Below are 20,414 nucleotides of genomic sequence, written 5' to 3' on the forward strand. Positions count from 1 at the left end.
CGTTTTTTCATGCGCTGCTTTCAGGCCAGCTGCTGGCTCAACCAGGCGCGCGCGAAGCGCAGGTCGCGCTCGACGGTAGGGATCGAGATGCCCAGCGCGCAGGCGATCTCCGCATGCTCCATGCCGCCGAAATATGCCATCTCCAGCCCGCGTGCGGCGCGTTCGTCGCGTTCGGCCAGGCGTTCCAGCGCCTGGTGCAGCGCCAGCACTTCCACTTCCGACGAGTCCGCGCCCACGCGGTCGGCATGCGACAGCGTCAATACCACCGCATCGCTGCCGCGCTTGGCCGATGCGCGGGCACGGGCATGGTCCACCAGCACCGCGCGCATCTTCATCGACGCCAGCGCGAAGAAATGGGCGCGGTCCTGCCAATCGATCTCGTTGCCGAACAGGCGCAGCATCGCTTCGTGCACCACCGCCGTGGGCTGCAGCGTCTCGCCGGCGCGGCCGCGGCGCATGCGCGCCGAAGCCATGCCGCGCAAGGTGTCGTAGACCTGCTCGAGCAGGCGGTCGCGCGAAGCGTTGTCGCCGCCGCGCCAATCGTGCAGCAACTGGGTGAAGTCGTCGCTCATCGCCGCCCGGCCTGGCCTCTGTCCCGACCGAATCCTAGCCGACGCGCCGCGGCGGCGCCATGCGGCTCAGTCTTCGCCCTGGAAAGCGCCGGCGCGGTAGGTCAGCACCAGCGTGTCGCGATGGCCTTCGTCCTGCAGCGGCTGGATCGGCGTGGATTCGTGGATCACGCGCGCGTCGTCGAGCAGCAGCAGCGACCACGGCTCGGCCAGCGTGAAGCGCTGGCCGTTGGGGCCGGCCGCTTCGAACACGCGCGTCTCGCCGCCCTTGATGCCGTGGCGCCCGATCAGGAATACGGCGACGAAATCCACGCCGTCGCGATGCGCGCCTTCGGGCGTGGGGCGGCCGATGCCGTCGCTGGTGTCGATGCGGAATTGGTGCGCCTCGACATACCATCGCGGCACGTCGCGCATCGCCGAAAACGTCTCGCCCAGCGCGCGCAGCAAGCGCGTCCACGTCGGTTGCGCGACGACTTCCGCGGAGATCGGCTCGAACCAGCGGCGCATGCCGCCGTGCAGCGCGTTGTATTCCTCCGATTGCCAATGCGCGCGATGCGGCACCTGCTCCACGCCGACGGCATTGACGACAAAACAGGAATGTCGACGGCGGCGATAACTGCCGCCGTCGCGCAGATAGTTGTCGGGAGCCAGATCGTTCCAGCTCGGTTTCAACGCGTCCAACCCCGCAACGGGTTCGCCGCACAACTTGGCGACGCTATCGGGCGTCAACACGGCATAGCCGTGCTCGCGCAAGGCCGGCAACACGGCTTCGATGGGCGTGTAGGGAGCGGAAAAGACGGCGACCATGGGCGGCGAGGTTCAACTCCGAAGGCGACGCCGCCGATGTACGCGGCGGCGGATGCGCGGCATCGTACGGAGATGACGCGACGCGGGCAAACCCTATCGTAAACAGGCGAAAGCGAAGGATACGCTCTCGAGGCCATTCGCCACGCTTCATGCCGTCTTCTGTGGGAGCGGCTTCAGCCGCGAGCTCTTTCCACAATGCCGTATGCAGATGCAAGAGCTCGCGGCTGAAGCCGCTCCCACAAGACCTCAGCGATTTAGGCGATGTATTCCCGATAGACCAGGCTGCCTTCCACGCCGTTGTTGACGTCGCTGCCCGGGCATTGCCTATTGCCGACGTAACGCCTTTCCCAGGTCTGCGAGCCGCCATTTTCCTGATAGCCGCAGAACGTCGTTCCCGCGCCTGCGGACGCGTTGCCGGCGATCCCGAACGTCATCACCACGGCTGCGACGACGATGCTTGCGCTCAAACAAAAGTTGGTTTTCATTCCGATTCCCTCCGAATCAAAGGCGGGGACGATCGTTTTCGAAGGTCCCATCGATGGCGCTGCCGGCGGATGCTTGCCGGACCCGACGCCGAAGCTTGGTCCATGCGTAATCATCGGATGGCGAGGCGACCCCGCCTGGCAGTGGCCGCACTGCATGCGCGGCGGAGAAAAACCTAACACACCCTCGCGCAAGCGACCGCGACGCGTTGCGCAGAAAAAAGAAAGCCCGCGCGAGGCGGGCTTTCCTTCTTGCCGATGCACCGGCTGCGAGTGGCAGCCCCGGATGGATTCGAACCACCGAATGCCTGAGTCAGAGTCAGGTGCCTTACCGCTTGGCGACGGGGCTATGCAGCGATTGTAACGCCGGAACCGAAGTTCCGGCGCAGAACCATTAACGCTTGGAGAACTGGGTGGCGCGGCGGGCTTTGTGCAGGCCGACCTTCTTGCGCTCCACTTCGCGCGCGTCGCGGGTCATGAACCCGGCCTTGCGCAGCTGCGACTTCAGCGACTCGTCGTACTCGACCAGCGCACGGGCGATGCCCAGGCGGATCGCGCCGGCTTGTCCGGTCGTGCCGCCGCCGATGGCGGTGACGACGATGTCGAACTTGTCGGTCATCTGGGTGAGTTCGAGCGGCTGGCGCACGATCATGCGCGCGGTTTCGCGGCCGAAGAACTCGTCCAGCGGACGGTCGTTGACGGTGATGTTGCCGCTGCCCTTGCGCAGGAACACGCGGGCGGTGGAGGACTTGCGGCGGCCAGTGCCGTAATTTTGGGTGATTGCCATGATCAGATATCCAAGACTTGCGGCTGCTGGGCGGTGTGCGGGTGCTCGGAGCCTTTGTAGACCTTGAGCTTGCGATACATGGCGCGGCCGAGCGGATTCTTCGGCAGCATGCCTTTCACGGCGATCTCGATGACGCGCTCGGGATGGCGATCCAGCGCCTGGGCCAGCGTCTCGGTCTTCAGGTTGCCGATATAACCGGTGAACCGGTGATACAGCTTGTCGGCCAGCTTGTTGCCGGTGACATGGATCTTTTCCGCGTTGATCACGACGATGTAATCGCCGGTGTCGACGTGCGGGGTGTAAACGGGCTTGTGCTTGCCGCGCAGGCGGCGGGCGAGCTCGGAACTCAAGCGGCCCAGGGTCTTGCCGGTAGCGTCGACGAGGTACCAGTCGCGCTGGACGGTCTCGGACTTGGCGGTGAATGTCTTCATGACGAACTCTGTTCTCGGTGTTTGGTCGGGCTGATTCCGTCAGGGATCTGGCGGAATTTTGCCTCGCGTTGTGAATTGCGGGAACGCAAGAGCGGAAATGATACCGGCCTGGCCTGTCCGCCGCAACCAAACCGTAGCCCGGGTAAGGCCAAAGGCCGCACCCGGGGCGGCGTCGGGTCCCGGGTGCGGCCTTTGGCCTTACCCGGGCTACCGTTGGACGGCTATTAGCGGGAACATATCCCCGTGAACCGCCTGCAGACCCCCCTAGACCTCTTCCTCAGCGAGTCCCAGCGCGCCCTGGAAACCGTTTTCGGCGATCCGCCCGCCGCTCGCCGCAATCCGGCCGCGGACACGGCGGATGTCGAACTGGACGAGTCCGAACGCCGCCACGCCGCCGGCCTGATGCGGATCAACCATGTCGGCGAAATCTGCGCCCAGGCCCTCTACAGTGGCCAGGCCGCAGTCGCACGCGACCCTGCGACGCGCGAACACCTGCTCGAGGCGGCGCAGGAGGAAACCGACCATCTCGCCTGGTGCGCGGACCGGCTGCGCGAGCTGGATAGCCGCCCCAGCCTGTTCAATCCGCTCTGGTACGCCGGCAGCTACGCCATCGGCGCCCTGGCCGGCCTGCGCGGCGACGGCTGGAACCTGGGTTTCGTGGTCGAGACAGAGCGCCAAGTGGAAGCCCATCTGGACGAGCATCTGCGGACCCTGCCGCCGGCCGATCTGCGCAGCCGCGACATCCTGCGCACGATGAAGGCCGACGAGGCCCGCCATGCCGACCACGCCGAACAGGCCGGCGCGCGCATCCTGCCGCAGCCGGTGCCGGCGATCATGGCGGCGGCATCGAAGCTGATGAAAGCGGTGGCGTACCGCTTGTGATCTTGATGTTGCCCCCTTTGAAAAAGGGGGCGGATCGGCCGCAGGCCGATGGGGGATTTGCTCTTGATCTTGCCTTTTCCTCTTAGAAAGGCAAAAAAGCAAATCCCCCTTTAATCCCCCTTTTTCAAAGGGGGAAACAGCAACAGTGGCCTACTCGACCAGATTGCGGCCGTGGAACAGCTCTTCGATCTCGCGCTTGAGCAGCGTCTCGATCTTCATCCGGTCCTTGAACGAGAGGTTCTTGGCCTTTTCCTCGAACAGGTACTGGTCCAGGTCGAAGTCCTTCAGGTGCATCTTGGTGTGGAAGATGTTTTCCTGGTAGACGTTCACGTCCAGCATCTCGTAGCGCGACTTGACGTTCTTGGCCAGGAAATCCTGGATCGAATTGATCTTGTGGTCGATGTAGTGCTTCTTGCCCTTGATGTCGCGGGTGAAGCCGCGCACCCGGTAGTCCATCACCACGATGTCCGATTCCAGGCTCTCGATCAGGTAGTTCAGGGCCTTCAGCGGCGAGATCACGCCGCAGGTGGCCACATCGATGTCGGCGCGGAAGGTGGCGATGCCGTGCTGCGGATGTGTTTCCGGATAGGTGTGGACCGTGATGTGGCTCTTGTCCAGGTGCGCGACCACCGCGTCGGAGATCACGCCCTTGGCGGCCGATTTCTCGATCACCGGCTGCTCGCTGATCAGGATCGTCACCGAGGCGCCCTGCGGGTCGTAATCCTGGCGCGCGATGTTGAGGATGTTGGCGCCGATGATGTCGGCCACGTCCGTCAGGATCTGGGTGAGCCGGTCGGCGTTGTATTCCTCGTCGATGTACTCGATGTAGCGCTGGCGCTCCTCCTCGGACACGGCGTAGCACACGTCGTAAATGTTGAACGAGAGCGCTTTGGTGAGGTTGTTGAAGCCTTGCAGCTTCAGGCGCGGCAGTGGCTTGACCACGGCGGTCGTCCCCCGATCAGGGCTGGCGAAGAAGGGCGCGATTATGCGGCAAACCGCGTGTCGGCGATATCGTCCGTGGCACAAAGTTTGCGGCGCGCTGGTTCAGGCCCTAAGCTTCGGGCTTCACCGACCTGTCCGAGCCATGAACCAGTCCCCCGCACTGTCGTTCCCCACGCTGCGGCAAGCCGCCAGCCCCTTGCAGCTGGATGCCGCCTCCCTTGAGCGCTTCCTCGCCCACTGCCACCTGCGCCGCTATCCGTCGCGCACGGAGGTGTTCCGCCCGGGCGATCCCGCCGGCACCATGTATTACGTGGTCAACGGCTCGGTGAGCATCATCACCGAGGACGACGACCGCGAGCTGGTGCTGGGCTATTTCGGCACCGGCGAGTTCGTCGGCGAAATGGGCCTGTTCATCGAAACCGACCAGCGCGAGGTGATGCTGCGCACCCGCACCCAGTGCGAGCTGGCCGAGATCAGCTACGAGCGCCTCTATCAGCTGATCGTGGGGCCGCTGGCTCAGGATGCGGCCAAGCTGATGTTCGCGATCGGCAAGCAGCTGTCGCGGCGCCTGCTGGACACCAGCCGCAAGGCTGGGCGCCTGGCCTTCCTGGACGTCAGCGACCGCATCATCCGCACCCTGCACGACCTGGCCAAAGAGCCCGAGGCCATGAGCCATCCGCAAGGCACCCAGCTGCGCGTGTCGCGGCAGGAGCTGGCGCGGCTGGTCGGCTGCTCGCGCGAAATGGCCGGCCGCGTGCTGAAGAAGCTGCAGATCGACGGCAAGCTGCACGCCCGCGGCAAGACCGTCGTGCTCTACGGGACGCGATAGGCCCATGGCGGAGCATTTCGCTCCGCGCGGGCGCCTGCCGGAGGCCGACCTCCGCAGCGCGTCGTTGATGGATGCCGACGACGTGGCCGCCCTGCTTTCCGAACTGGGCTATCCCTGCGATGCGGCCGATGCCGCCCAGCGCATCGCCGCGATCACCGAGAACGACCGCCAGGCGCTGGTGGTCGCACGTTGCGGCGGCGTGGTCTGCGGGCTGGTCGCGCTGGATTTCATGTACTACCTGCCGCTGGACACCACCACCTGCCGCATCACCGCATTGGTGGTGACTTCCTCGGCGCAGGGCCAGGGCCTCGGCCGGCAACTGCTGCGCGAGGCCGAACGCCGCGCCCGTGTCGGCGGCGCCGCCCGGCTGGAACTCACCAGCGGCTCGCAGCGCACCGACGCGCACAAGTTCTACAAGGACAACGGCTACAGCGACGGCACGCTGCGCTTCATCAAGCGCCTCGGCGCGGCCTGATACTTGCGCCGGGCGGCCTTGGCCCAGCCACGCTGCCATCCCGAGCGAAGCGAGGGATCTGCTTGCAGTGGGCCAGCACACTGACGGGTCACTCGCCGTGCTGTCGGGACAAGGAAAAGCTCGCGGCTGAAGCCGCTCCCACGAAGTCAGGCTTTCGCTGCCACCACCGGCTCGCCCGCGCGCTCGCGGCAGCCCCAGTTGAGGATAGGCGTACCCGGCGGCAGCACGCGCCGGAACAGGTCGACCCTGCCGGGCTTGGGATTGACCACCACCGGATGCTTGGCGATCCGCAATAGCGGCAGGTCGGCGCTGCTGTCGCTGTAGGCGACCGCGACCTGGTCGTAGCCGGCGTCCCAGATCATCCGCACCTTGTTCTGCGCGTGGCAGTGTTGCGCCGTGATCAGGCCGCCGAGAAAAGGCTTGCCCAGGCTGCCGATCACCGGCAGATCCTCGTGCGCCACGAAGTCGAGGATGGCGCGCGCCAGCTCCGGCGGCGCGCCGGTCGCGATGACCACGCGGTCGCCGTCGACGCGGTGGTGGTGCAGCACTTCCAGCGCGACCGGCAGCAGGCGGGCCCGTATCTTCTTCGCGTTGGCCTGCACGTAATCGTCGATCAAGGCATCGAAATCGCGCCGCCGGTGCAGGCCGAACGTGCCGATCCACAGGAACCCGGAGACGCCGCGCCGGCGCGTCGGCAGCCAAGCCACCATCGGCAGCAGCAGCGGCGCGGCCAGCAGCGCCGCCAGCTTGCGCAGCGGATGGCGGCGGATCAGCCAGGCGACCATGTGGCTGCCGGAATCCCCGTCGTACAGCGTGTGGTCGAAATCGAATACCACCAGCGGCCGGTACGGGACCGCGGTCTCGGCGAAAGCGCTCATGCGCGGAAGAATAACCGCTGCAGCGCCTCGCCCGGATCGCGCTCGCGCATGAAGGTTTCGCCGACCAGGAAGGCGTCGACGCCGGCCGCGCGCATCCTGCGCACATCGTCCCCGGTCGCGATGCCGCTTTCGGTGACCAGGCGGCGGTCGCGCGGCACGGCTTGCTTCAGCGCCAGCGTGGTGTCCAGGCTGACGTCGAACGTGCGCAGGTTGCGGTTGTTGATGCCCAGCAGCGGCGCCGGCACCTGCAACGCGCGCTCGAGCTCGTTCATGTCGTGCACTTCCACCAGCACGTCCAAATCCAGGCCCAGCGCGAGCTCGGACAGTTCGGCCAGGCGCGCGTCGTCCAGCGCGGCGACGATCAGCAGGATGCAGTCGGCGCCCAGCGCGCGCGATTCGTACACCTGCCAGGGGTCGATAGTGAAGTCCTTGCGCAGCACCGGCAGCGCGCAGGCCGCGCGCGCCTGGCGCAGGTAGTCGTCGGCGCCCTGGAAGAAATCGACGTCGGTCAGCACCGACAGGCAGGCCGCGCCGCCTGTTTCGTAACTGCGCGCGATCGCGGTCGGGTCGAAGTCGGCGCGGATCACGCCTTTGGACGGGCTGGCCTTCTTCACTTCGGCGATCACCGCGGGCAGGCCTGCGGCGATCTTGGTTTCGACGGCCGCCGCGAAGCCGCGCACCGGCGGCGCATCGGCCGCCAGCGCCCGCAGTTCGGCCAGCGGCGTGCGCGACGAACGCTCGGCGACTTCTTCGGCTTTGCGCTGCAGGATTTTTTGCAGCACGTCGGGGCGCGATCCCAGGTTCACGTCGTTTCCTTGGCTTCCGAGTCGCCTTGGCCCGTTGCGCGGCGGTAGCCCGTCGCCAGGTCCCAACCGTAGGCCCGCTCCACCTTGGCGATGCGCAATTCGAAATGCCGGTACCACTCCGCCCGGCCGCGCTCGCGCGCCAGGGTGTGCTCGGCGTGCAGGCGCCAGGCTTTGATCGCTTCCTCGCTCTCCCAGTAGGCCACGGTGATGCCGAAGCCGTCCTCGCCGCGCGTGGACTCCACGCCGAGGAATCCCGGTTGCTGCCGCGCGAGCTCGACCATGCGATCCGAGGTCTCGCCGTAACCGTTGTCGCCGTCGCGGCGTTGCGAGCTGAAGACCACTGCGTAATACGGCGGCGGCGGGAGTTTGGCGAATGCGTCGGTCATGCTGCCTTTCTGCTTTTTTTAAAGCCGTCATTCCCGCGAAGGCGGGAATCCAGTGACTTCGCTGTTGATTTTGTAACAGATCGGAGTATGCCGGAAGGCCCAAAGCCGCTGGATTCCCGCCTTCGCGGGAAGGACGGCTTAAAGCAAAGGCAAAGCCACGCTCGCCGGTTAGCCCGCCAGCATGCGCGTCACGCCGACAAACTCCCGCAACTTCGCCAACGCCGCACCTGAAGCGATCGCCTCCCGCGCCCGCACGATGCCATCGGCTATCGAATCGGCCACCCCCGCGGCGTACAGCGCCGCTCCGGCGTTGAGCGCCACGATCTCCAGCGGCAACCCCGGCTCGTTGCCCAACGCGCCGAGCAGCATTTTTTTGGATTCCTCCGCATCGGCCACGCGCAGATTGCGGCTGGCGGCCATCCGGATGCCGAAATCCTCCGGATGCACCTCGTACTCGCGCACCACCCCGTCGCGCAGTTCGCCTACCAGGGTGGCCGCGCCGAGCGAAATCTCGTCCATGCCGTCGCGGCCCCACACGACCACCGCGCGTTGCGCACCCAGCGCCTGCAACACGCGCACCTGGATGCCGACCAGGTCTGGATGGAAGACGCCCATCAGGATGTTCGGCGCCCCGGCCGGATTGGTCAGCGGACCGAGGATGTTGAACAGCGTGCGCACGCCCATTTCCTTGCGCACTGGCGCCACCACCTTCATCGCCGGGTGGTGGATCGGCGCGAACATGAAACCGATGCCGCAGGCGTCGATGCATCGGGCGACCTGTTCGGGCTGCAGTTCGATGCTCGCGCCCAAAGCCTCGAGCACGTCGGCGCTGCCGGACTTGGACGAAACGCTGCGGTTGCCGTGCTTGGCCACCCGCGCGCCCGCCGCGGCGACGACGAAGATCGATGCCGTGGAGATGTTGAAGGTATGCGCGCCGTCGCCGCCGGTGCCCACGACATCGATCAGGCGCGTGCGATCGGCCACCGGGACCGGCAACGCGAACTCGCGCAACACCGTGGCCGCGCCGGCGATCTCGTCGACCGTTTCCTTCTTGACGCGCAAACCGGTCAGGATGGCCGCGGTCATCGCCGGCGACACTTCGCCGCGCATGATCTGGCGCATCAGGTCGACCATCTCGTCGAAGAAGATCTCGCGATGCTCGATGGTGCGCTGCAGGGCTTGTTGCGGAGTGATGGGCATGTCGTTACCGGCTGAAGACGTCAAAGTCGCGCGATTTCCAGGATTTCCTGGCCCATCAGCACGCACTCGCCGTCCTTCATGCGGAAATATTCGAAGCGCATGCGGTACTCGCCTTTGTAGAAGGAACCCCGCACCTCCAGCACATCGAAGCGTTGCTTGCTGCTGGCCGGGTTGACGATCGAAGGCAGGGGCTTGGCCTCGTCGCCGACATAAACGTCCTTATCTTCGCCATCGAGATGGAATACCAAGAGCTTCTTGGCCTGTTTGATGGCATCGGCCGAGCAAGCGGCGCTGGACGGCACCGTTTCGGCCATGCTCGGCGCAGCGTAGGCGATCGTCAGAATCGCGCAAACCAACAACGGAATCCGGCCCATAGCTCAGCGCTCCAGAAAGTTCTTCAACAACGCGTGCCCATGTTCGGTCAGGATCGACTCCGGATGGAACTGCACGCCTTCCACCGGATGCTCGCGATGGCGCAAGCCCATCACTTCTTCGATCGTGCCGTCCTCGTTCTCGGTCCACGCGGTCACTTCAAGGCACCCCGGGAGCGAATCCTTGTCGACCACCAGCGAATGGTAGCGGGTGGCCTCGTAAGCGTCCGGCAGACCGGCGAACACCCCTTTGCCTTCGTGGCGGATGCGCGACGTCTTGCCGTGCATGATCCGCCCGGCGCGGACCACCTGGCCGCCGTAAGCCTGCCCCAGCGCCTGGTGCCCCAGGCACACGCCCAGCACGGGCACGCGCGCGCCGAGTTCGCGGATCACGTCCAACGAAACGCCGGCCTCGTTCGGCGTGCAGGGTCCGGGCGAAATCACGATCTTGTCGGGCGACAGCGCACCGATCTGCGCCGCCGACAGCTCGTCGTTGCGGACCACTTTCACCTCCGCCCCCAAAGCCTGCAGGTACTGCACTAGGTTGTAGGTGAAGCTGTCGTAGTTGTCGATCATCAGCAGCATCGCATCAGTCCCCGGCATTGAGCGCGACGAAAAGGAATACCGCCAGCAGCCCGAGTGCGGTCCATAGGGCTACGCCTGCTATCGCGAACATCCACGGATGCCGCTCGCGCAACTCGTGACGCAAGCGATCGTCCCAGACGACCAGGTTGACCGCCGCTTCGGCCAGCAATCCCAGCAACTCGCCCATCGTCAGAGTCCTTTCGCGGCTTCGGCCACCGCCCGGAACAACGCCCGCCCCTTGTTCATCGTCTCCTCCCACTCCTTCTGCGGATCGGAGTCGTAGACGATGCCTGCGCCGGCCTGCACGTGCAGGCGTCCGTCCTGGATGACGGCGGTGCGGATGGCGATGGCGGTATCGGCGTCGCCGTGCCAGCCGATGTAGCCGACGGCGCCTGAGTAGACGTTGCGCTTGATCGGTTCCAGCTCGCGGATCACTTCCAGCGCGCGGATCTTGGGCGCACCGCTGACGGTGCCGGCCGGGAACGTGGCGCGCAGCACGTCGGCGTAGCTCAATCCTGCCTTCAACCGGCCGGTGACTTCGCTGACGATGTGCATCACGTGGCTGTAGCGTTCGATCATGAACTGTTCGCCCACCTGCACCGTGCCCGGCTCGGCGACGCGGCCGACGTCGTTGCGGCCCAGGTCGATCAGCATCAGGTGTTCTGCGCGTTCTTTCGGATCGGCCAGCAGTTCGGCTTCGAGTGCGTTGTCCTCTTCCGCCGTTTTTCCGCGTGGACGGGTGCCGGCGATCGGCCGCACCGTGATTTCGCCGCCCTGCTGCCGCACCAGGATCTCCGGCGACGAACCCACCACCTGGGTGCCGCCGACGTCGAGGAAATACATGTACGGCGACGGGTTCAAGGCCCGCAACGCGCGATACACGTCCACCGGCCGCGCATTGAACGGCACGCTGAGCCGTTGCGACAGCACCACTTGGAAGATGTCGCCGGCGCGGATGTATTCCTTCGACTTCTCCACCGCGGCGATGAAGCCTTCGCGGGTGAAGCCGGAAACGAAATCCGCTTCGTCCAGCGCCGCCGGCACCAGCGTCTCCGGATAACCGGCGCCGGCGTGGCGCAGGCGGTGGCTGAGCTCGTCCAAGCGGCGGTTGGCGCGCGCCCAGGCCTGCGGATCGCGCGGATCGGCGTGCACGATCAGGTACAGGCGGCCCTTGAGGTTGTCGAACACCGCGACTTCCTCGCTCAGCATCAGCAGGATGTCGGGCGTGCCCAGTTCGTCTTCCTTGTCGCCGCCGGCCAGGCGCGGTTCGATGTACTGGACGCACTCGAAACCGAACCAGCCGACCAGGCCGCCGGCGAAGCCCGGCAAGCCTTCCAGCCGCGGCACCGAATGCTCGCCGCGCAGGCGTTCGACTTCGGCGAACGGGTCGGCGACATCGCGCGCTTCGACCAGTTCGCCGTATTCGGTGACGTAGAGCGTGTGCCCGGCGAAGGCGTAAACGCGCCTGGCCGGCAGGCCGATGATCGAATAGCGGCCGAAGCGCTCGCCGCCTTCCACCGATTCGAAAAGATAGGTGTGCGGCCCGTCGGCCAGTTTCAGGTAGACAGACAGCGGCGTATCGAGGTCGGACAGCACCTCGCGCACCACCGGGATGCGGGTATGGCCGTCAGCGGCGTATTGCTGGAAGCGCTCGTGCGAGATCACGCGGTGTTTCCTTGAAAGACGAGGGGATGCGGGCGACGACAGCCAAAGGCCACCATCGCCAACCCAGGTCGGCGGAAACGGAATGCGGGGTCGCCCTGAAGATCATGGCGCCACTTTAGCCGGTTCGAGCGGCTTTTCGTAGGAGCGGCTTTAGCCGCGAGCTCTTTCCCTCACGACGCTGCGATCTGGGGGAAAGCTCGCGGCTAAAGCCGCTCCTGCGAAGAGCGGGGTGCCAGCAGCGGGCAATCGGCGGGCAGATGCATCCTCACCCGACCCGGCACGCAGGCGATGCGGAAGCGCGTCGACTCCACCGGTTCGCCATCCAGGTTCAAGGTGAACGGCCGCTCCGAGCCGATCTCCACCCACGACAGTTGCGTGCGCACCGCCACCTGGTCCAGCGCGGCATGCTTGCCGTCCTTGAGCAAAGTGGTCAGCGTCGCGGCGACCTCGCCCGACAACTCGGGGATGATGGTGAGGTCGAGCAGGCCGTCGTCGATGCGCGCATCCGGGCACAAGGCTTGGCCGCCGCCGGCCTGGCGTCCGTTGCCGATGCCCAGCGCGATGAATTCGCCGTGCCAAGCGAAGCGCGGGCCTTCCATGCTGGCGCGGATCGGTTCGATCCTGCCGAGTTTGGACAGGCCGGTGATCAGATAGGCCAGCCCGCCGAGCAGCTTCTTCAAGCCATCGGCGGTCTCCACCGTGACTTGGGTGCCGAAGCCGCCGCTGGCGAGATTGGCGGCCCAGTGGATGTCGCCATCGGCTTCGAGCTCGAGCAGGTCGATCGGCCGCGCCGCTTGCGCAAGCACGAGCTCCAGCGCCGGCATGGGTTCGTCCGGAATCAGCGCCGCGCTCGCGAAATCGTTGGCCGTGCCCAGCGGCACCAGGCCCAGCGCCGGCAAGGCGGCGTCGGTTTCGTGGCGGTGCGCCAGCGCGGTGACGACTTCGCTCAGCGTGCCGTCGCCGCCGGCCGCGATCAATGTCCCGATGCCGTCGGCGATGGCTTCTTCGACGTAGCGCTCCGCATCGCCGCCTTCCCAGGTGACCCGGACGTCCACTTCGATGCCGCGTTCGCGGATTTCGGCCACCGCATCGCGCAGCGCGTCGTCGCCGGCGGATTTGCCGTTGAGGATCAGTCTCCAGCGGATTGCGGACATGCGGCCTGCGGGTGAAGGAAACAGCGCGAGGCTAGCAGCGCAGCCGCGAGAGGCCGTGAAACGCGGCATTGTCACGCGGCCGTCACGAGGGACGCGGAGAATGGAAGACCATAGCAGGGATGAAAGAGGGAGGCGGGATTGCCTCCAAATCTTCCGAAGGCCGTTGCGCGAGCAGCGGCCTTTTTCTGCGCCTATCGCGCGGCGGCGACCGCGCCCTTCATGCGGTCGATCACATCGGCGTAGTCGCGCTGGCCGAAGATGGCCGAGCCGGCGACGAAGGTATCGGCGCCGGCCGCCGCGATCTCGCCGATGTTGTCCGGTTTCACGCCGCCATCGATCTCCAACCGGATGGACTTGCCGCTGCGGTCGATCATGCCGCGCACGCGTTTGAGCTTGTCCAGCGCGGAAGGGATGAAGGATTGGCCGCCGAAACCGGGGTTCACCGACATCAGCAGCACCAGGTCGAGGTCCTCGAGCACGTAATCGAGCACGTCCACCGGCGTCGCCGGATTCAGCACCAGCCCGGCCTGGCAACCCAGCGACTTGATCAGCTGGATGGTGCGGTGCACGTGCGCGCTGGCTTCGGGATGGAAACTGATCACGCTGGCGCCGGCCTTGGCGAAATCGGGGACGATGCGGTCCACCGGCTGCACCATCAGGTGCACGTCGATCGGCGCGGTCACGCCGTGCTTGCGCAGCGCTTCGCAGACCAGCGGGCCGATGGTCAGGTTGGGCACGTAATGGTTGTCCATCACGTCGAAATGCACCCACTCGGCGCCGGCGGCGAGCACGTTGTCGACCTCTTCGCCCAATCGGGCGAAATCGGCGGAGAGGATGGAAGGTGCGATGACGGTGGGTTGCATGGTCGCCGGGCCTGGACGCGAATGCGGGCCGGTGCGGCCCGAAGGCCACATTATCTCATCGCCGCTTGCGCAGGACTTTGATGCGGTCGTAGGCCGTGTTGATGTCGCGGGCCTTCTTTTCGGCCTGCCGGCGCAGCTCCTCGGCCAGGCCGCCGGTACGGTCCGGGTGGTATTGCGAAATCAGCCGGCGGTAAGCCTGGTCGATCTCGGCATCGCTGGCTTCGCTGGTCAGGCCGAGCACGGCATAAGGGTTGTCGCGCGGGCTCTTGAACCAATCGACGTCCAGGGCATGGCCGATCAGCAGGCCGATCAAGCCGCCGGCCGGGTGCCGCATCAGCAGCCATCCGGCGACGAAACCCAGTAATTTCCCGTACCAGCGCATAGGCGGATTCTAGCCTGCCGGCATCGCTACAATGGCGCCCCCGTAGCGAGACCCCAGACGATGGCGACGACTCTGCTCACTGCCGAGCTCCCCGGCCTCAATCTGCGCCACCGCGGCAAGGTGCGCGACGTGTTCGACGTGGGCAACGACACCCTGCTCATGGTCGCCACCGATCGCCTGAGCGCTTTCGATGTGGTGCTGCCCGATCCGATCCCGGGCAAGGGCGAGATGCTGTGCCAGATCAGCAATTTCTGGTTCGCCCAGACCGCGCACCTGCTGCCCAACCACCTCACCGGCATCGATGTCGCATCCGTGCTGCCCGACGGCGTCGACCCGGCGCTGTACGCGCAGCGCTCGGTGGTCGCCAAGAAACTCAAGCCGGTGCCGGTGGAGGCGATCGCGCGGGGCTATCTGATCGGCAGCGGCTGGAAGGACTATCAGCGCACCGGCCGGGTCAGCGGCATCGCCCTGCCCGACGGTCTGCGCCAGGCCGAGCAGTTGCCGCAACCGATCTTCACGCCTTCGACCAAGGCGGCGGTCGGCGACCACGACGAGAACATCGATTTCGACACGATGGTGCGCGCCGTCGGCGCCGAACTGGCCGAACAGGTGCGCGACGCCACGCTGCGGCTGTACCAGTTCGCCGCCGAGTACGCCGCGCAGCGCGGCATCCTGCTGGCGGACACCAAGTTCGAATTCGGCACCGACGCCGACGGCCGCCTGTACGTGATGGACGAGATGCTGACGCCGGACTCCTCGCGCTACTGGCCCGCCGACGAGTACGAAGTCGGCACCAGCCCGCCCAGCTACGACAAGCAGTTCGTGCGCGATTACCTGGAAACGCTGGACTGGGACAAGAAAGCGCCCGGGCCGCGGCTGCCGGCCGAGGTGATCGCACGCACCCGCGCCAAGTACGCCGAGGCGCTGCAGAAGCTGGCCGGCATCAGCGTCGACTGACGCCTCCCTTTTCTTGTAGGAGCGGCTTCAGCCGCGAGCTCTTCCTCCACGGTCGCGGCGGCGGGAGGGAAAGAGCTCGCGGCTGAAGCCGCTCTCACAAAGACGCAGCGCGCCCCTGACTTACGACAGCACTCCAACCCGGCTGGAGTTATGCTTGGCACCTGACCAGCCGGAGCCCTGCCATGCACGCCCAGGCCGAACACCACGCCACGCCGATCCACCGCTGGTTCGACAAATACGCCGAAGACCACCGCAATCCGACCAACCAAACGATCCACGTCTTCGCCGTGCCGGCGATCCTGTGGACCATCGTCGCCTTGCTGTGGTGCATTCCCTCGCCGGGCACCTGGTTCCGGCCCGGCTTCTGGGCCGCGCTGGTGATGTTCGCCGCCTGGATGTTCTATTACCGCGCCTCGCGTCCGCTGGGGTTCGGCATGCTCGCGGTGTTCGTCGCCATGGCCTGGTTCACGCGCTGGCTGCACAACAGTTACGGCACGCAGGCGCTGCTGATCGCCGCGGTCGTGGTCTTCGTCGTGGCCTGGATCGCCCAGTTCGTGGGGCACAAGATCGAAGGGCGCAAGCCCAGCTTCCTGACCGATATCACCTTCCTGCTGATCGGACCGGCGTGGGTGGTGGCCAAGCTCTACGACAAGCTCGGCTGGAAATACTGACCCATCCGCTCTTTGTAGAGCGGAGCTTGCCCCGCTGCTTTGCTCGGTAGGTGCGAATTCATTCGCACGCTCTTGATCGCAGAAAGCGTGCGAATGAATTCGCACCTACGAAAGCGGAGAGCAGCGGAGCAAGCTTAGCTCTGCAGAACACCCGCCTCCGATTTTCGACCACTGACCGCATGCCCTCCCGCGATCTCTTCTACCTGGCCATCATCTGCCTGGCCTGGGCCGGCAGCTTTCTCGCCTCCGCTTTCGGCTTGCAGCAGATTCCACCGATGATGTTCGCGGCGCTGCGCCTGGGCCTGCTGGCGCTGGTGCTGGCCGCTTTCGTCAAACGTCCGCCGCCGGGCCAGTGGCCGCAACTGCTGGCGCTGGGGCTGTGCAACGGCACGCTCAATTTCGCGATGAGCCTGTGGTCGATCAAACTGGCTGGCGACCTGTCTTCGCCGGCGATCATCCAGCAGTGCTATGTGCCGATGTCGGCGCTGCTGGCCTGGCTGCTGCTGGGCGAGCGTTTCGGTTGGCGCAGCGGCCTGGCGATCGCGGTCAGCTTCGCCGGTGTGCTGGTGCTGGGCTTCGATCCCATCGTGCTGGACCGGCCCTTGTCGCTGGTGTTGATGCTGGGTTCGGGCTTCGTGCTCGCCCTGGGCACTGTGCTCACCCGGCGATTGCATGGGCTCGACGCGATCAGCGCGCAAGGCTGGACCGCCGCCATCGGCGTGCTGCCGCTACTGTTCGCGAGCCTGGCGTTCGAATCCGGCGCTGCGGCGTCCGTAGTCGAGGCCGACGCGTTGGCCTGGGCCAGCGTGGCTTACGCGGCGCTGATTTCCTCGCTGCTCGGCTACGGCCTGTATTACGTGCTGGTGCAGCGCCATCCGGTCGCGCAGATCACGCCGTACCTGCTGCTGTCGCCGGTGCTGGCGGTGGTGCTGGGCATCGTGTTCTGGGGCGACCGTCCCGGCCCCAAGCTTTTGATCGGCGGCGCGATGGTATTGGGCGGCGTGCTGCTGATCGCATTGCGCACCCGCGCCAAGGCGCGGACGCCGGCGGCGGCCAAGGAAGTCTAGGACTCGCGCTGCGCGAACATGTCCGCGGTCGGCCGGAAAGCCCGCGGCGCGTAGCCGAAATCGCGTTGCGCGGGCGTCGCGTCGAACACCAGGTCGCTGCGCATCCGCGCTACGGCCGCTTCGCCGAAACCCTGGGCATGGCCCGCCGCATGCGCGGCGGCCAGCATCAGGTTGAACAACGGCGACGGCAGTTCCAGCAGTTTCGGCGGCGGCTGCAAGGTATCGAGCAGGCGCGCGACCATGTCGCGGTACGGCAGCGTTTCGCCGCCGGGCAGCGCATAGGCCTGGCCATGCGTGGCGGCGACGGGCGCGGCGGCGAACGCCGCGGCGGCCAGGTCGCGGACATGCGCCGGCTGCCGCAAACCGTTCGCGCCGCGCGGCAACGCGAAATAGCCGAACCGCTGCGCGACCCGGGCGATGCGCGTCAGCGTTCGGTCGCGCCCCGCGCCGTACACGAGCGTCGGCCGCAGCAGCGTGGCGGCGATGCCGCGCGAAGCGGCGGTGTCGAACACCGACCGCTCGCCTTCGCGCAGGCGCGCCGCGTTTTCGCGTTCGCCCGCATCGGAAGAACCGCGCTTGATGTCGATGCTGGTCGAACCGAACGCGACCACGCGCCCGGTTTCCACCGAAGCGCGCGCGAACCACCGCGCGAACAGATCCAGCGGACCGCAACTGAACACCGTTTCCACCTGCCGCGGCAGGCCGGGGACGTTGTCCAGATCGCCGCGCAGCCATTGCAGGCCCGGCTCATCGGAACGGACGTCGCGCGACACGGCGATCACCCGCCAGCCATCGTCGTGCAGCAGGTCCAGCAACGGCATGCCGATCTGGCCGCTGGCGCCGAAAACCAGCGCGCTACGCATCCGTGCGCCGTAAAGTGGCGCGCAGCCACAGCAAGCCGACCGTCGCCGATACCAGCGAGGCCACCAGCACGCCGATCACGCTCTCGGTGTAGCGCAACGCGTCGGCGGAGAACGCCAGCGAGCCGATGAACAGGCTCATCGTGAAGCCGATGCCGCACAGCAGGCCCAGGCCGATCATCGCGCGCAGCCCCATGCCGTCCGGGAAGCGCGCCACGCGCAGGCTGCGCATCAGCACCGCCGCGAGCACGATGCCGACCGGCTTGCCGAGCACCAGGCCCAGCGCGATGCCCAGCGGCAGCGGCGACAACAGATCGTCCAGTTCGAGGCCGCCCAGCGCGAGGCCGGCGTTGGCGAAGGCGAACACCGGCAGTATGGCGAACGCGACCCAGGGATGCAGCGCGTGTTCCAGGTGTTCGAGCGGGGAATGCTCCACTTCGTCGTCGATCTTGTTGTGCGGATCCACGTGCGGGATCATCAGGCCGGTCGCCACGCCCGCCAGCGTGGCATGCACGCCCGATTTCAGTACGCAGACCCACAGCACCACGCCCAGCACGATATACGGCGCCAACGCCGTCACGCCGCGCCGGTTGAGCGCCCACATCGCGAACAGCGCTACCGCGGCAAGGCCCAACGCGACCAACGACATGCCGTGCGAATAGAAGAGCGCGATGATCAGGATCGCGATCAGATCGTCGACCACGGCGATCGTCGACAGCAGCAGCTTCATGCCCAGCGGCACGCGCGAACCGAGCAGCGCCAGGATCCCGAGCGCGAACGCGATGTCGGTCGCGGTGGGAATCGCCCAGCCGCGCAGCGCTTCGGCCTGGTCCCGGTTGATCCACCAGAAGATCAGCGCCGGCACCACCACGCCGGCCGCGGCGCACACCATCGGCAGTATCAACTGGTCGCGGCTGGAGAGCTGTCCGCTCAAGGTTTCGCGCTTGATTTCCAGCGCCACCAGCAGGAAGAAGACCGCCATCAGGCCATCGTTGATCCACAGCAGCAGCGGCTTGTCGATCGAGAATTCGCCGATCCGCACCTGCACCGGCATTTCCTGGAAAGCCAGATACCACGCCTGCAGCGGCGAGTTGGCGAAGATCAGCGCCAGCAACGCGGCCGCGATCAGCAGGATGCCGCCGGCCGCTTCCAACCGGAAGAATTCGCTCAGCGCATGGACGGCCCGGCCCGGCAAGGCGCTTACGCTGCGGCGGTTCGGCGGACGGGCATCGGACATGACCGGCATTGTAGCCGTCGTACGATCGCGCCTTCCCTCAACGGCTCAGCCAAAGCTCGAACAGCAGCCAGGCGACGAAGGCAACCAACAGGATGCCGCCCTCCTTCTTGCTGACGCGCAGGTCGCCCTTGAGCATCGGATACAGCGCGATGCCGAATGCCAGCGCAGCCGGCAATTCGAAACGCACGAACGATGCCGGCAGCGGCAGTTCGCCGGTGAACGTCGCCATGCCGCCGACGATCAGCAGCAGGTTGAACAGACTTGAGCCGATCACGTGGCCGACGACCATTTCGCCATGGCCGCGCCGCGCCGCGGCGACCGCGGCGGCGATTTCGGGCAAGGCCGTGCCGACCGCCACCACCAGCAGGCCGGTCAGCATCGGCTCCATGCCCAGCGCCAGACCCAGCGGCGGCGCATGCTGCACCACCAGGCGCGCGCCGAAATACAGCAGGGCGGCGGCGATGGCCAAGCGCAGCAGATTGAGCCACAGGTCGCCGCTGGTCCTGACGAAGGCGGCGATCGCGTCCTGCACCTCGGGCGCTTCGCGGCGCGTGCGCACCAGCGCGAACGCAAGCACCGCGACGAAAGCGACGACCAGGACGGCGCCTTCCGCCCGGCTCAGCACGCCGTCCAGGCCGAAAGCGATGGTCGCGATGCTGCCGGCGATGAAACACAGCAGCAGCGGCGCCAACGCGCGCCAACGCACCACCAGCGGCGCCGCCAGCGCCGCAGCGCCGAGCGTCAGGCCGAAATTGACCACGTTGCTGCCGACCGCGTTGCCCAGGGCCAGCGCCTGGCTGCCGGTCCAGACCGCGCGCGCGTTGACCGCCAGTTCCGGCAGCGAGGTGCCGAACGCCACCAGCAACAGCCCGGCGACGAAGGGCGAAGCGCCGATGCGCTGCGCCAGCCCGGATGCGCCTTTGACGATCGAATCGCCTCCGAGTCCGAGCAGGATCAGGCCGATCACGAAAAAGGCCAAGGCTTCCAGCATCGCCGCATCTCCCCAGGTCGGTTCGGCCGATTCTATGCCCGTTCCGCAGCCTATGTCTCTTTGTGGGAGCGGCTTCAGCCGCGAGCTTTCCCCACGCACGCGCGAACGCAAACAAGAGCTCGCGGCTGAAGCCGCTC

At 66.5% G+C, this 20,414-nt stretch carries 26 protein-coding genes and 1 tRNA gene; 6 read left to right on the top strand and 21 right to left on the bottom strand.

Going from position 1 to position 20,414, the window contains the following annotated elements; translation table 11 throughout:
- Nucleotides 1-20: 20 nt before the first annotated feature.
- From M2650_RS08395 to rplM, 6 genes are all read right to left on the bottom strand, one after another.
- Nucleotides 21-572, bottom strand: coding sequence for an ECF-type sigma factor (locus tag M2650_RS08395; RefSeq protein WP_249473237.1), 552 nt, complete (start codon nt 570-572; stop codon nt 21-23).
- Between the two features lie 66 nt (nt 573-638).
- Nucleotides 639-1,376, bottom strand: coding sequence for a 2OG-Fe dioxygenase family protein (locus tag M2650_RS08400; RefSeq protein WP_249473238.1), 738 nt, complete (start codon nt 1,374-1,376; stop codon nt 639-641).
- Between the two features lie 254 nt (nt 1,377-1,630).
- Nucleotides 1,631-1,861 carry a hypothetical protein gene (locus tag M2650_RS08405; protein ID WP_249473239.1) on the bottom strand — a complete coding sequence of 77 codons (231 nt, stop codon included), beginning with the start codon at nt 1,859-1,861 and terminating at the stop codon, nt 1,631-1,633.
- A gap of 271 nt (nt 1,862-2,132) precedes the next feature.
- A tRNA-Gln gene (locus M2650_RS08410) sits at nt 2,133-2,207 on the bottom strand.
- Between the two features lie 45 nt (nt 2,208-2,252).
- Nucleotides 2,253-2,645, bottom strand: coding sequence for a 30S ribosomal protein S9 (rpsI, locus tag M2650_RS08415; RefSeq protein WP_249473240.1), 393 nt, complete (start codon nt 2,643-2,645; stop codon nt 2,253-2,255).
- A gap of 2 nt (nt 2,646-2,647) precedes the next feature.
- Nucleotides 2,648-3,076, bottom strand: coding sequence for a 50S ribosomal protein L13 (gene rplM / locus M2650_RS08420; RefSeq protein ID WP_249473241.1), 429 nt, complete (start codon nt 3,074-3,076; stop codon nt 2,648-2,650).
- A 237-nt stretch (nt 3,077-3,313) separates the two neighbouring features.
- Here rplM and coq7 point away from each other — a divergent pair, with 237 nt between their 5' ends.
- Nucleotides 3,314-3,958 (top strand): 2-polyprenyl-3-methyl-6-methoxy-1,4-benzoquinone monooxygenase, encoded by a 645-nt coding sequence (coq7, locus tag M2650_RS08425; protein WP_249474317.1) that lies wholly within the window; start codon nt 3,314-3,316, stop codon nt 3,956-3,958.
- Nucleotides 3,959-4,108: 150 nt separating this feature from the next.
- Here coq7 and speD read toward each other — a convergent pair whose 3' ends face one another.
- A complete protein-coding gene (speD, locus tag M2650_RS08430; RefSeq protein WP_249473242.1) occupies nt 4,109-4,900 on the bottom strand; it encodes an adenosylmethionine decarboxylase in 792 nt (263 codons plus the stop codon).
- 142 nt (nt 4,901-5,042) lie between these two features.
- Here speD and crp point away from each other — a divergent pair, with 142 nt between their 5' ends.
- The gene (crp, locus tag M2650_RS08435; RefSeq protein ID WP_249473243.1) at nt 5,043-5,729 is read left to right on the top strand and encodes a cAMP-activated global transcriptional regulator CRP; all 687 of its coding nucleotides are present in this window, start codon (nt 5,043-5,045) and stop codon (nt 5,727-5,729) included.
- 4 nt (nt 5,730-5,733) lie between these two features.
- On the top strand, nt 5,734-6,204 hold the full coding sequence (locus tag M2650_RS08440) for a GNAT family N-acetyltransferase (protein WP_249473244.1): 471 nt from the start codon (nt 5,734-5,736) through the stop codon (nt 6,202-6,204).
- Between the two features lie 146 nt (nt 6,205-6,350).
- Here M2650_RS08440 and M2650_RS08445 read toward each other — a convergent pair whose 3' ends face one another.
- The 11 genes from M2650_RS08445 to M2650_RS08495 form a co-directional block, all read right to left on the bottom strand.
- The gene (locus M2650_RS08445; RefSeq protein WP_249473245.1) at nt 6,351-7,082 is read right to left on the bottom strand and encodes a haloacid dehalogenase-like hydrolase; all 732 of its coding nucleotides are present in this window, start codon (nt 7,080-7,082) and stop codon (nt 6,351-6,353) included.
- Entirely contained in the window at nt 7,079-7,882 is an 804-nt protein-coding gene (gene trpC, locus M2650_RS08450) for an indole-3-glycerol phosphate synthase TrpC (RefSeq protein WP_249474319.1), read from the bottom strand. The genes M2650_RS08445 and trpC overlap by 4 nt, the downstream gene beginning before the upstream one ends.
- A 2-nt stretch (nt 7,883-7,884) precedes the next feature.
- Complete coding sequence (locus tag M2650_RS08455; protein WP_249473246.1) at nt 7,885-8,274, bottom strand: antibiotic biosynthesis monooxygenase family protein; 390 nt, start codon at nt 8,272-8,274, stop codon at nt 7,885-7,887.
- Between the two features lie 168 nt (nt 8,275-8,442).
- Complete coding sequence (trpD, locus tag M2650_RS08460; RefSeq protein ID WP_249473247.1) at nt 8,443-9,474, bottom strand: anthranilate phosphoribosyltransferase; 1,032 nt, start codon at nt 9,472-9,474, stop codon at nt 8,443-8,445.
- 20 nt (nt 9,475-9,494) lie between these two features.
- Nucleotides 9,495-9,848: a hypothetical protein gene (locus tag M2650_RS08465; protein WP_249473248.1), complete on the bottom strand. Its 354-nt coding sequence runs from the start codon at nt 9,846-9,848 to the stop codon at nt 9,495-9,497.
- 3 nt (nt 9,849-9,851) lie between these two features.
- A complete protein-coding gene (locus M2650_RS08470; RefSeq protein WP_249473249.1) occupies nt 9,852-10,430 on the bottom strand; it encodes an anthranilate synthase component II in 579 nt (192 codons plus the stop codon).
- Nucleotides 10,431-10,434: 4 nt separating this feature from the next.
- Nucleotides 10,435-10,617, bottom strand: a complete 183-nt coding sequence (locus tag M2650_RS08475) for a hypothetical protein (RefSeq protein ID WP_249473250.1) — start codon at nt 10,615-10,617, stop codon at nt 10,435-10,437.
- A 2-nt stretch (nt 10,618-10,619) separates the two neighbouring features.
- A complete protein-coding gene (trpE, locus tag M2650_RS08480) occupies nt 10,620-12,095 on the bottom strand; it encodes an anthranilate synthase component I (RefSeq protein ID WP_249473251.1) in 1,476 nt (491 codons plus the stop codon).
- Between the two features lie 203 nt (nt 12,096-12,298).
- Nucleotides 12,299-13,249, bottom strand: a complete 951-nt coding sequence (yegS, locus tag M2650_RS08485) for a lipid kinase YegS (protein WP_249473252.1) — start codon at nt 13,247-13,249, stop codon at nt 12,299-12,301.
- 191 nt (nt 13,250-13,440) lie between these two features.
- Nucleotides 13,441-14,112, bottom strand: a complete 672-nt coding sequence (gene rpe, locus M2650_RS08490) for a ribulose-phosphate 3-epimerase (protein ID WP_249473253.1) — start codon at nt 14,110-14,112, stop codon at nt 13,441-13,443.
- Nucleotides 14,113-14,167: 55 nt separating this feature from the next.
- Nucleotides 14,168-14,494, bottom strand: a complete 327-nt coding sequence (locus tag M2650_RS08495) for a J domain-containing protein (RefSeq protein ID WP_249473254.1) — start codon at nt 14,492-14,494, stop codon at nt 14,168-14,170.
- A 60-nt stretch (nt 14,495-14,554) separates the two neighbouring features.
- Between M2650_RS08495 and M2650_RS08500 the strand changes: the two genes are divergently transcribed.
- From M2650_RS08500 to M2650_RS08510, 3 genes are all read left to right on the top strand, one after another.
- Nucleotides 14,555-15,451, top strand: coding sequence for a phosphoribosylaminoimidazolesuccinocarboxamide synthase (locus tag M2650_RS08500; protein ID WP_249473255.1), 897 nt, complete (start codon nt 14,555-14,557; stop codon nt 15,449-15,451).
- Nucleotides 15,452-15,633: 182 nt separating this feature from the next.
- Nucleotides 15,634-16,122 (top strand): Mpo1 family 2-hydroxy fatty acid dioxygenase, encoded by a 489-nt coding sequence (locus tag M2650_RS08505; RefSeq protein WP_249473256.1) that lies wholly within the window; start codon nt 15,634-15,636, stop codon nt 16,120-16,122.
- A 179-nt stretch (nt 16,123-16,301) separates the two neighbouring features.
- The gene (locus tag M2650_RS08510; RefSeq protein ID WP_249473257.1) at nt 16,302-17,189 is read left to right on the top strand and encodes a DMT family transporter; all 888 of its coding nucleotides are present in this window, start codon (nt 16,302-16,304) and stop codon (nt 17,187-17,189) included.
- Here the strand turns inward: M2650_RS08510 and M2650_RS08515 are convergent.
- From M2650_RS08515 to M2650_RS08525, 3 genes are read right to left on the bottom strand one after another with little or no spacing between them, the layout of a single operon-like run.
- A complete protein-coding gene (locus M2650_RS08515) occupies nt 17,186-18,052 on the bottom strand; it encodes an SDR family oxidoreductase (RefSeq protein ID WP_249473258.1) in 867 nt (288 codons plus the stop codon). The genes M2650_RS08510 and M2650_RS08515 overlap by 4 nt on opposite strands.
- Nucleotides 18,045-19,286: a Na+/H+ antiporter NhaA gene (nhaA, locus tag M2650_RS08520; protein WP_249473259.1), complete on the bottom strand. Its 1,242-nt coding sequence runs from the start codon at nt 19,284-19,286 to the stop codon at nt 18,045-18,047. Before nhaA ends, M2650_RS08515 begins: the two co-directional genes overlap by 8 nt.
- 37 nt (nt 19,287-19,323) lie before the next feature.
- Entirely contained in the window at nt 19,324-20,277 is a 954-nt protein-coding gene (locus M2650_RS08525; RefSeq protein ID WP_249473260.1) for a sodium:calcium antiporter, read from the bottom strand.
- Nucleotides 20,278-20,414 lie beyond the last annotated feature (137 nt).

It is taken from the genome of Luteimonas galliterrae (assembly GCF_023374055.1).
In the GTDB taxonomy this organism is placed as follows: domain Bacteria; phylum Pseudomonadota; class Gammaproteobacteria; order Xanthomonadales; family Xanthomonadaceae; genus Luteimonas_C; species Luteimonas_C galliterrae.

Bases quoted from the DNA above. Each gene is read 5' to 3' on its own strand.
- M2650_RS08395 (WP_249473237.1), bottom strand. From the start codon at position 572: ATGAGCGACGACTTCACCCAGTTGCTGCACGATTGGCGCGGCGGCGAC.
- M2650_RS08400 (WP_249473238.1), bottom strand. From the start codon at position 1,376: ATGGTCGCCGTCTTTTCCGCTCCCTACACGCCCATCGAAGCCGTGTTG.
- M2650_RS08405 (WP_249473239.1), bottom strand. From the start codon at position 1,861: ATGAAAACCAACTTTTGTTTGAGCGCAAGCATCGTCGTCGCAGCCGTG.
- rpsI (WP_249473240.1), bottom strand. From the start codon at position 2,645: ATGGCAATCACCCAAAATTACGGCACTGGCCGCCGCAAGTCCTCCACC.
- rplM (WP_249473241.1), bottom strand. From the start codon at position 3,076: ATGAAGACATTCACCGCCAAGTCCGAGACCGTCCAGCGCGACTGGTAC.
- crp (WP_249473243.1), top strand. From the start codon at position 5,043: ATGAACCAGTCCCCCGCACTGTCGTTCCCCACGCTGCGGCAAGCCGCC.
- M2650_RS08440 (WP_249473244.1), top strand. From the start codon at position 5,734: ATGGCGGAGCATTTCGCTCCGCGCGGGCGCCTGCCGGAGGCCGACCTC.
- M2650_RS08445 (WP_249473245.1), bottom strand. From the start codon at position 7,082: ATGAGCGCTTTCGCCGAGACCGCGGTCCCGTACCGGCCGCTGGTGGTA.
- M2650_RS08455 (WP_249473246.1), bottom strand. From the start codon at position 8,274: ATGACCGACGCATTCGCCAAACTCCCGCCGCCGCCGTATTACGCAGTG.
- trpD (WP_249473247.1), bottom strand. From the start codon at position 9,474: ATGCCCATCACTCCGCAACAAGCCCTGCAGCGCACCATCGAGCATCGC.
- M2650_RS08465 (WP_249473248.1), bottom strand. From the start codon at position 9,848: ATGGGCCGGATTCCGTTGTTGGTTTGCGCGATTCTGACGATCGCCTAC.
- M2650_RS08470 (WP_249473249.1), bottom strand. From the start codon at position 10,430: ATGCTGCTGATGATCGACAACTACGACAGCTTCACCTACAACCTAGTG.
- M2650_RS08475 (WP_249473250.1), bottom strand. From the start codon at position 10,617: ATGGGCGAGTTGCTGGGATTGCTGGCCGAAGCGGCGGTCAACCTGGTC.
- yegS (WP_249473252.1), bottom strand. From the start codon at position 13,249: ATGTCCGCAATCCGCTGGAGACTGATCCTCAACGGCAAATCCGCCGGC.
- rpe (WP_249473253.1), bottom strand. From the start codon at position 14,112: ATGCAACCCACCGTCATCGCACCTTCCATCCTCTCCGCCGATTTCGCC.
- M2650_RS08495 (WP_249473254.1), bottom strand. From the start codon at position 14,494: ATGCGCTGGTACGGGAAATTACTGGGTTTCGTCGCCGGATGGCTGCTG.
- M2650_RS08500 (WP_249473255.1), top strand. From the start codon at position 14,555: ATGGCGACGACTCTGCTCACTGCCGAGCTCCCCGGCCTCAATCTGCGC.
- M2650_RS08505 (WP_249473256.1), top strand. From the start codon at position 15,634: ATGCACGCCCAGGCCGAACACCACGCCACGCCGATCCACCGCTGGTTC.
- M2650_RS08510 (WP_249473257.1), top strand. From the start codon at position 16,302: ATGCCCTCCCGCGATCTCTTCTACCTGGCCATCATCTGCCTGGCCTGG.
- M2650_RS08515 (WP_249473258.1), bottom strand. From the start codon at position 18,052: ATGCGTAGCGCGCTGGTTTTCGGCGCCAGCGGCCAGATCGGCATGCCG.
- nhaA (WP_249473259.1), bottom strand. From the start codon at position 19,286: ATGTCCGATGCCCGTCCGCCGAACCGCCGCAGCGTAAGCGCCTTGCCG.
- M2650_RS08525 (WP_249473260.1), bottom strand. From the start codon at position 20,277: ATGCTGGAAGCCTTGGCCTTTTTCGTGATCGGCCTGATCCTGCTCGGA.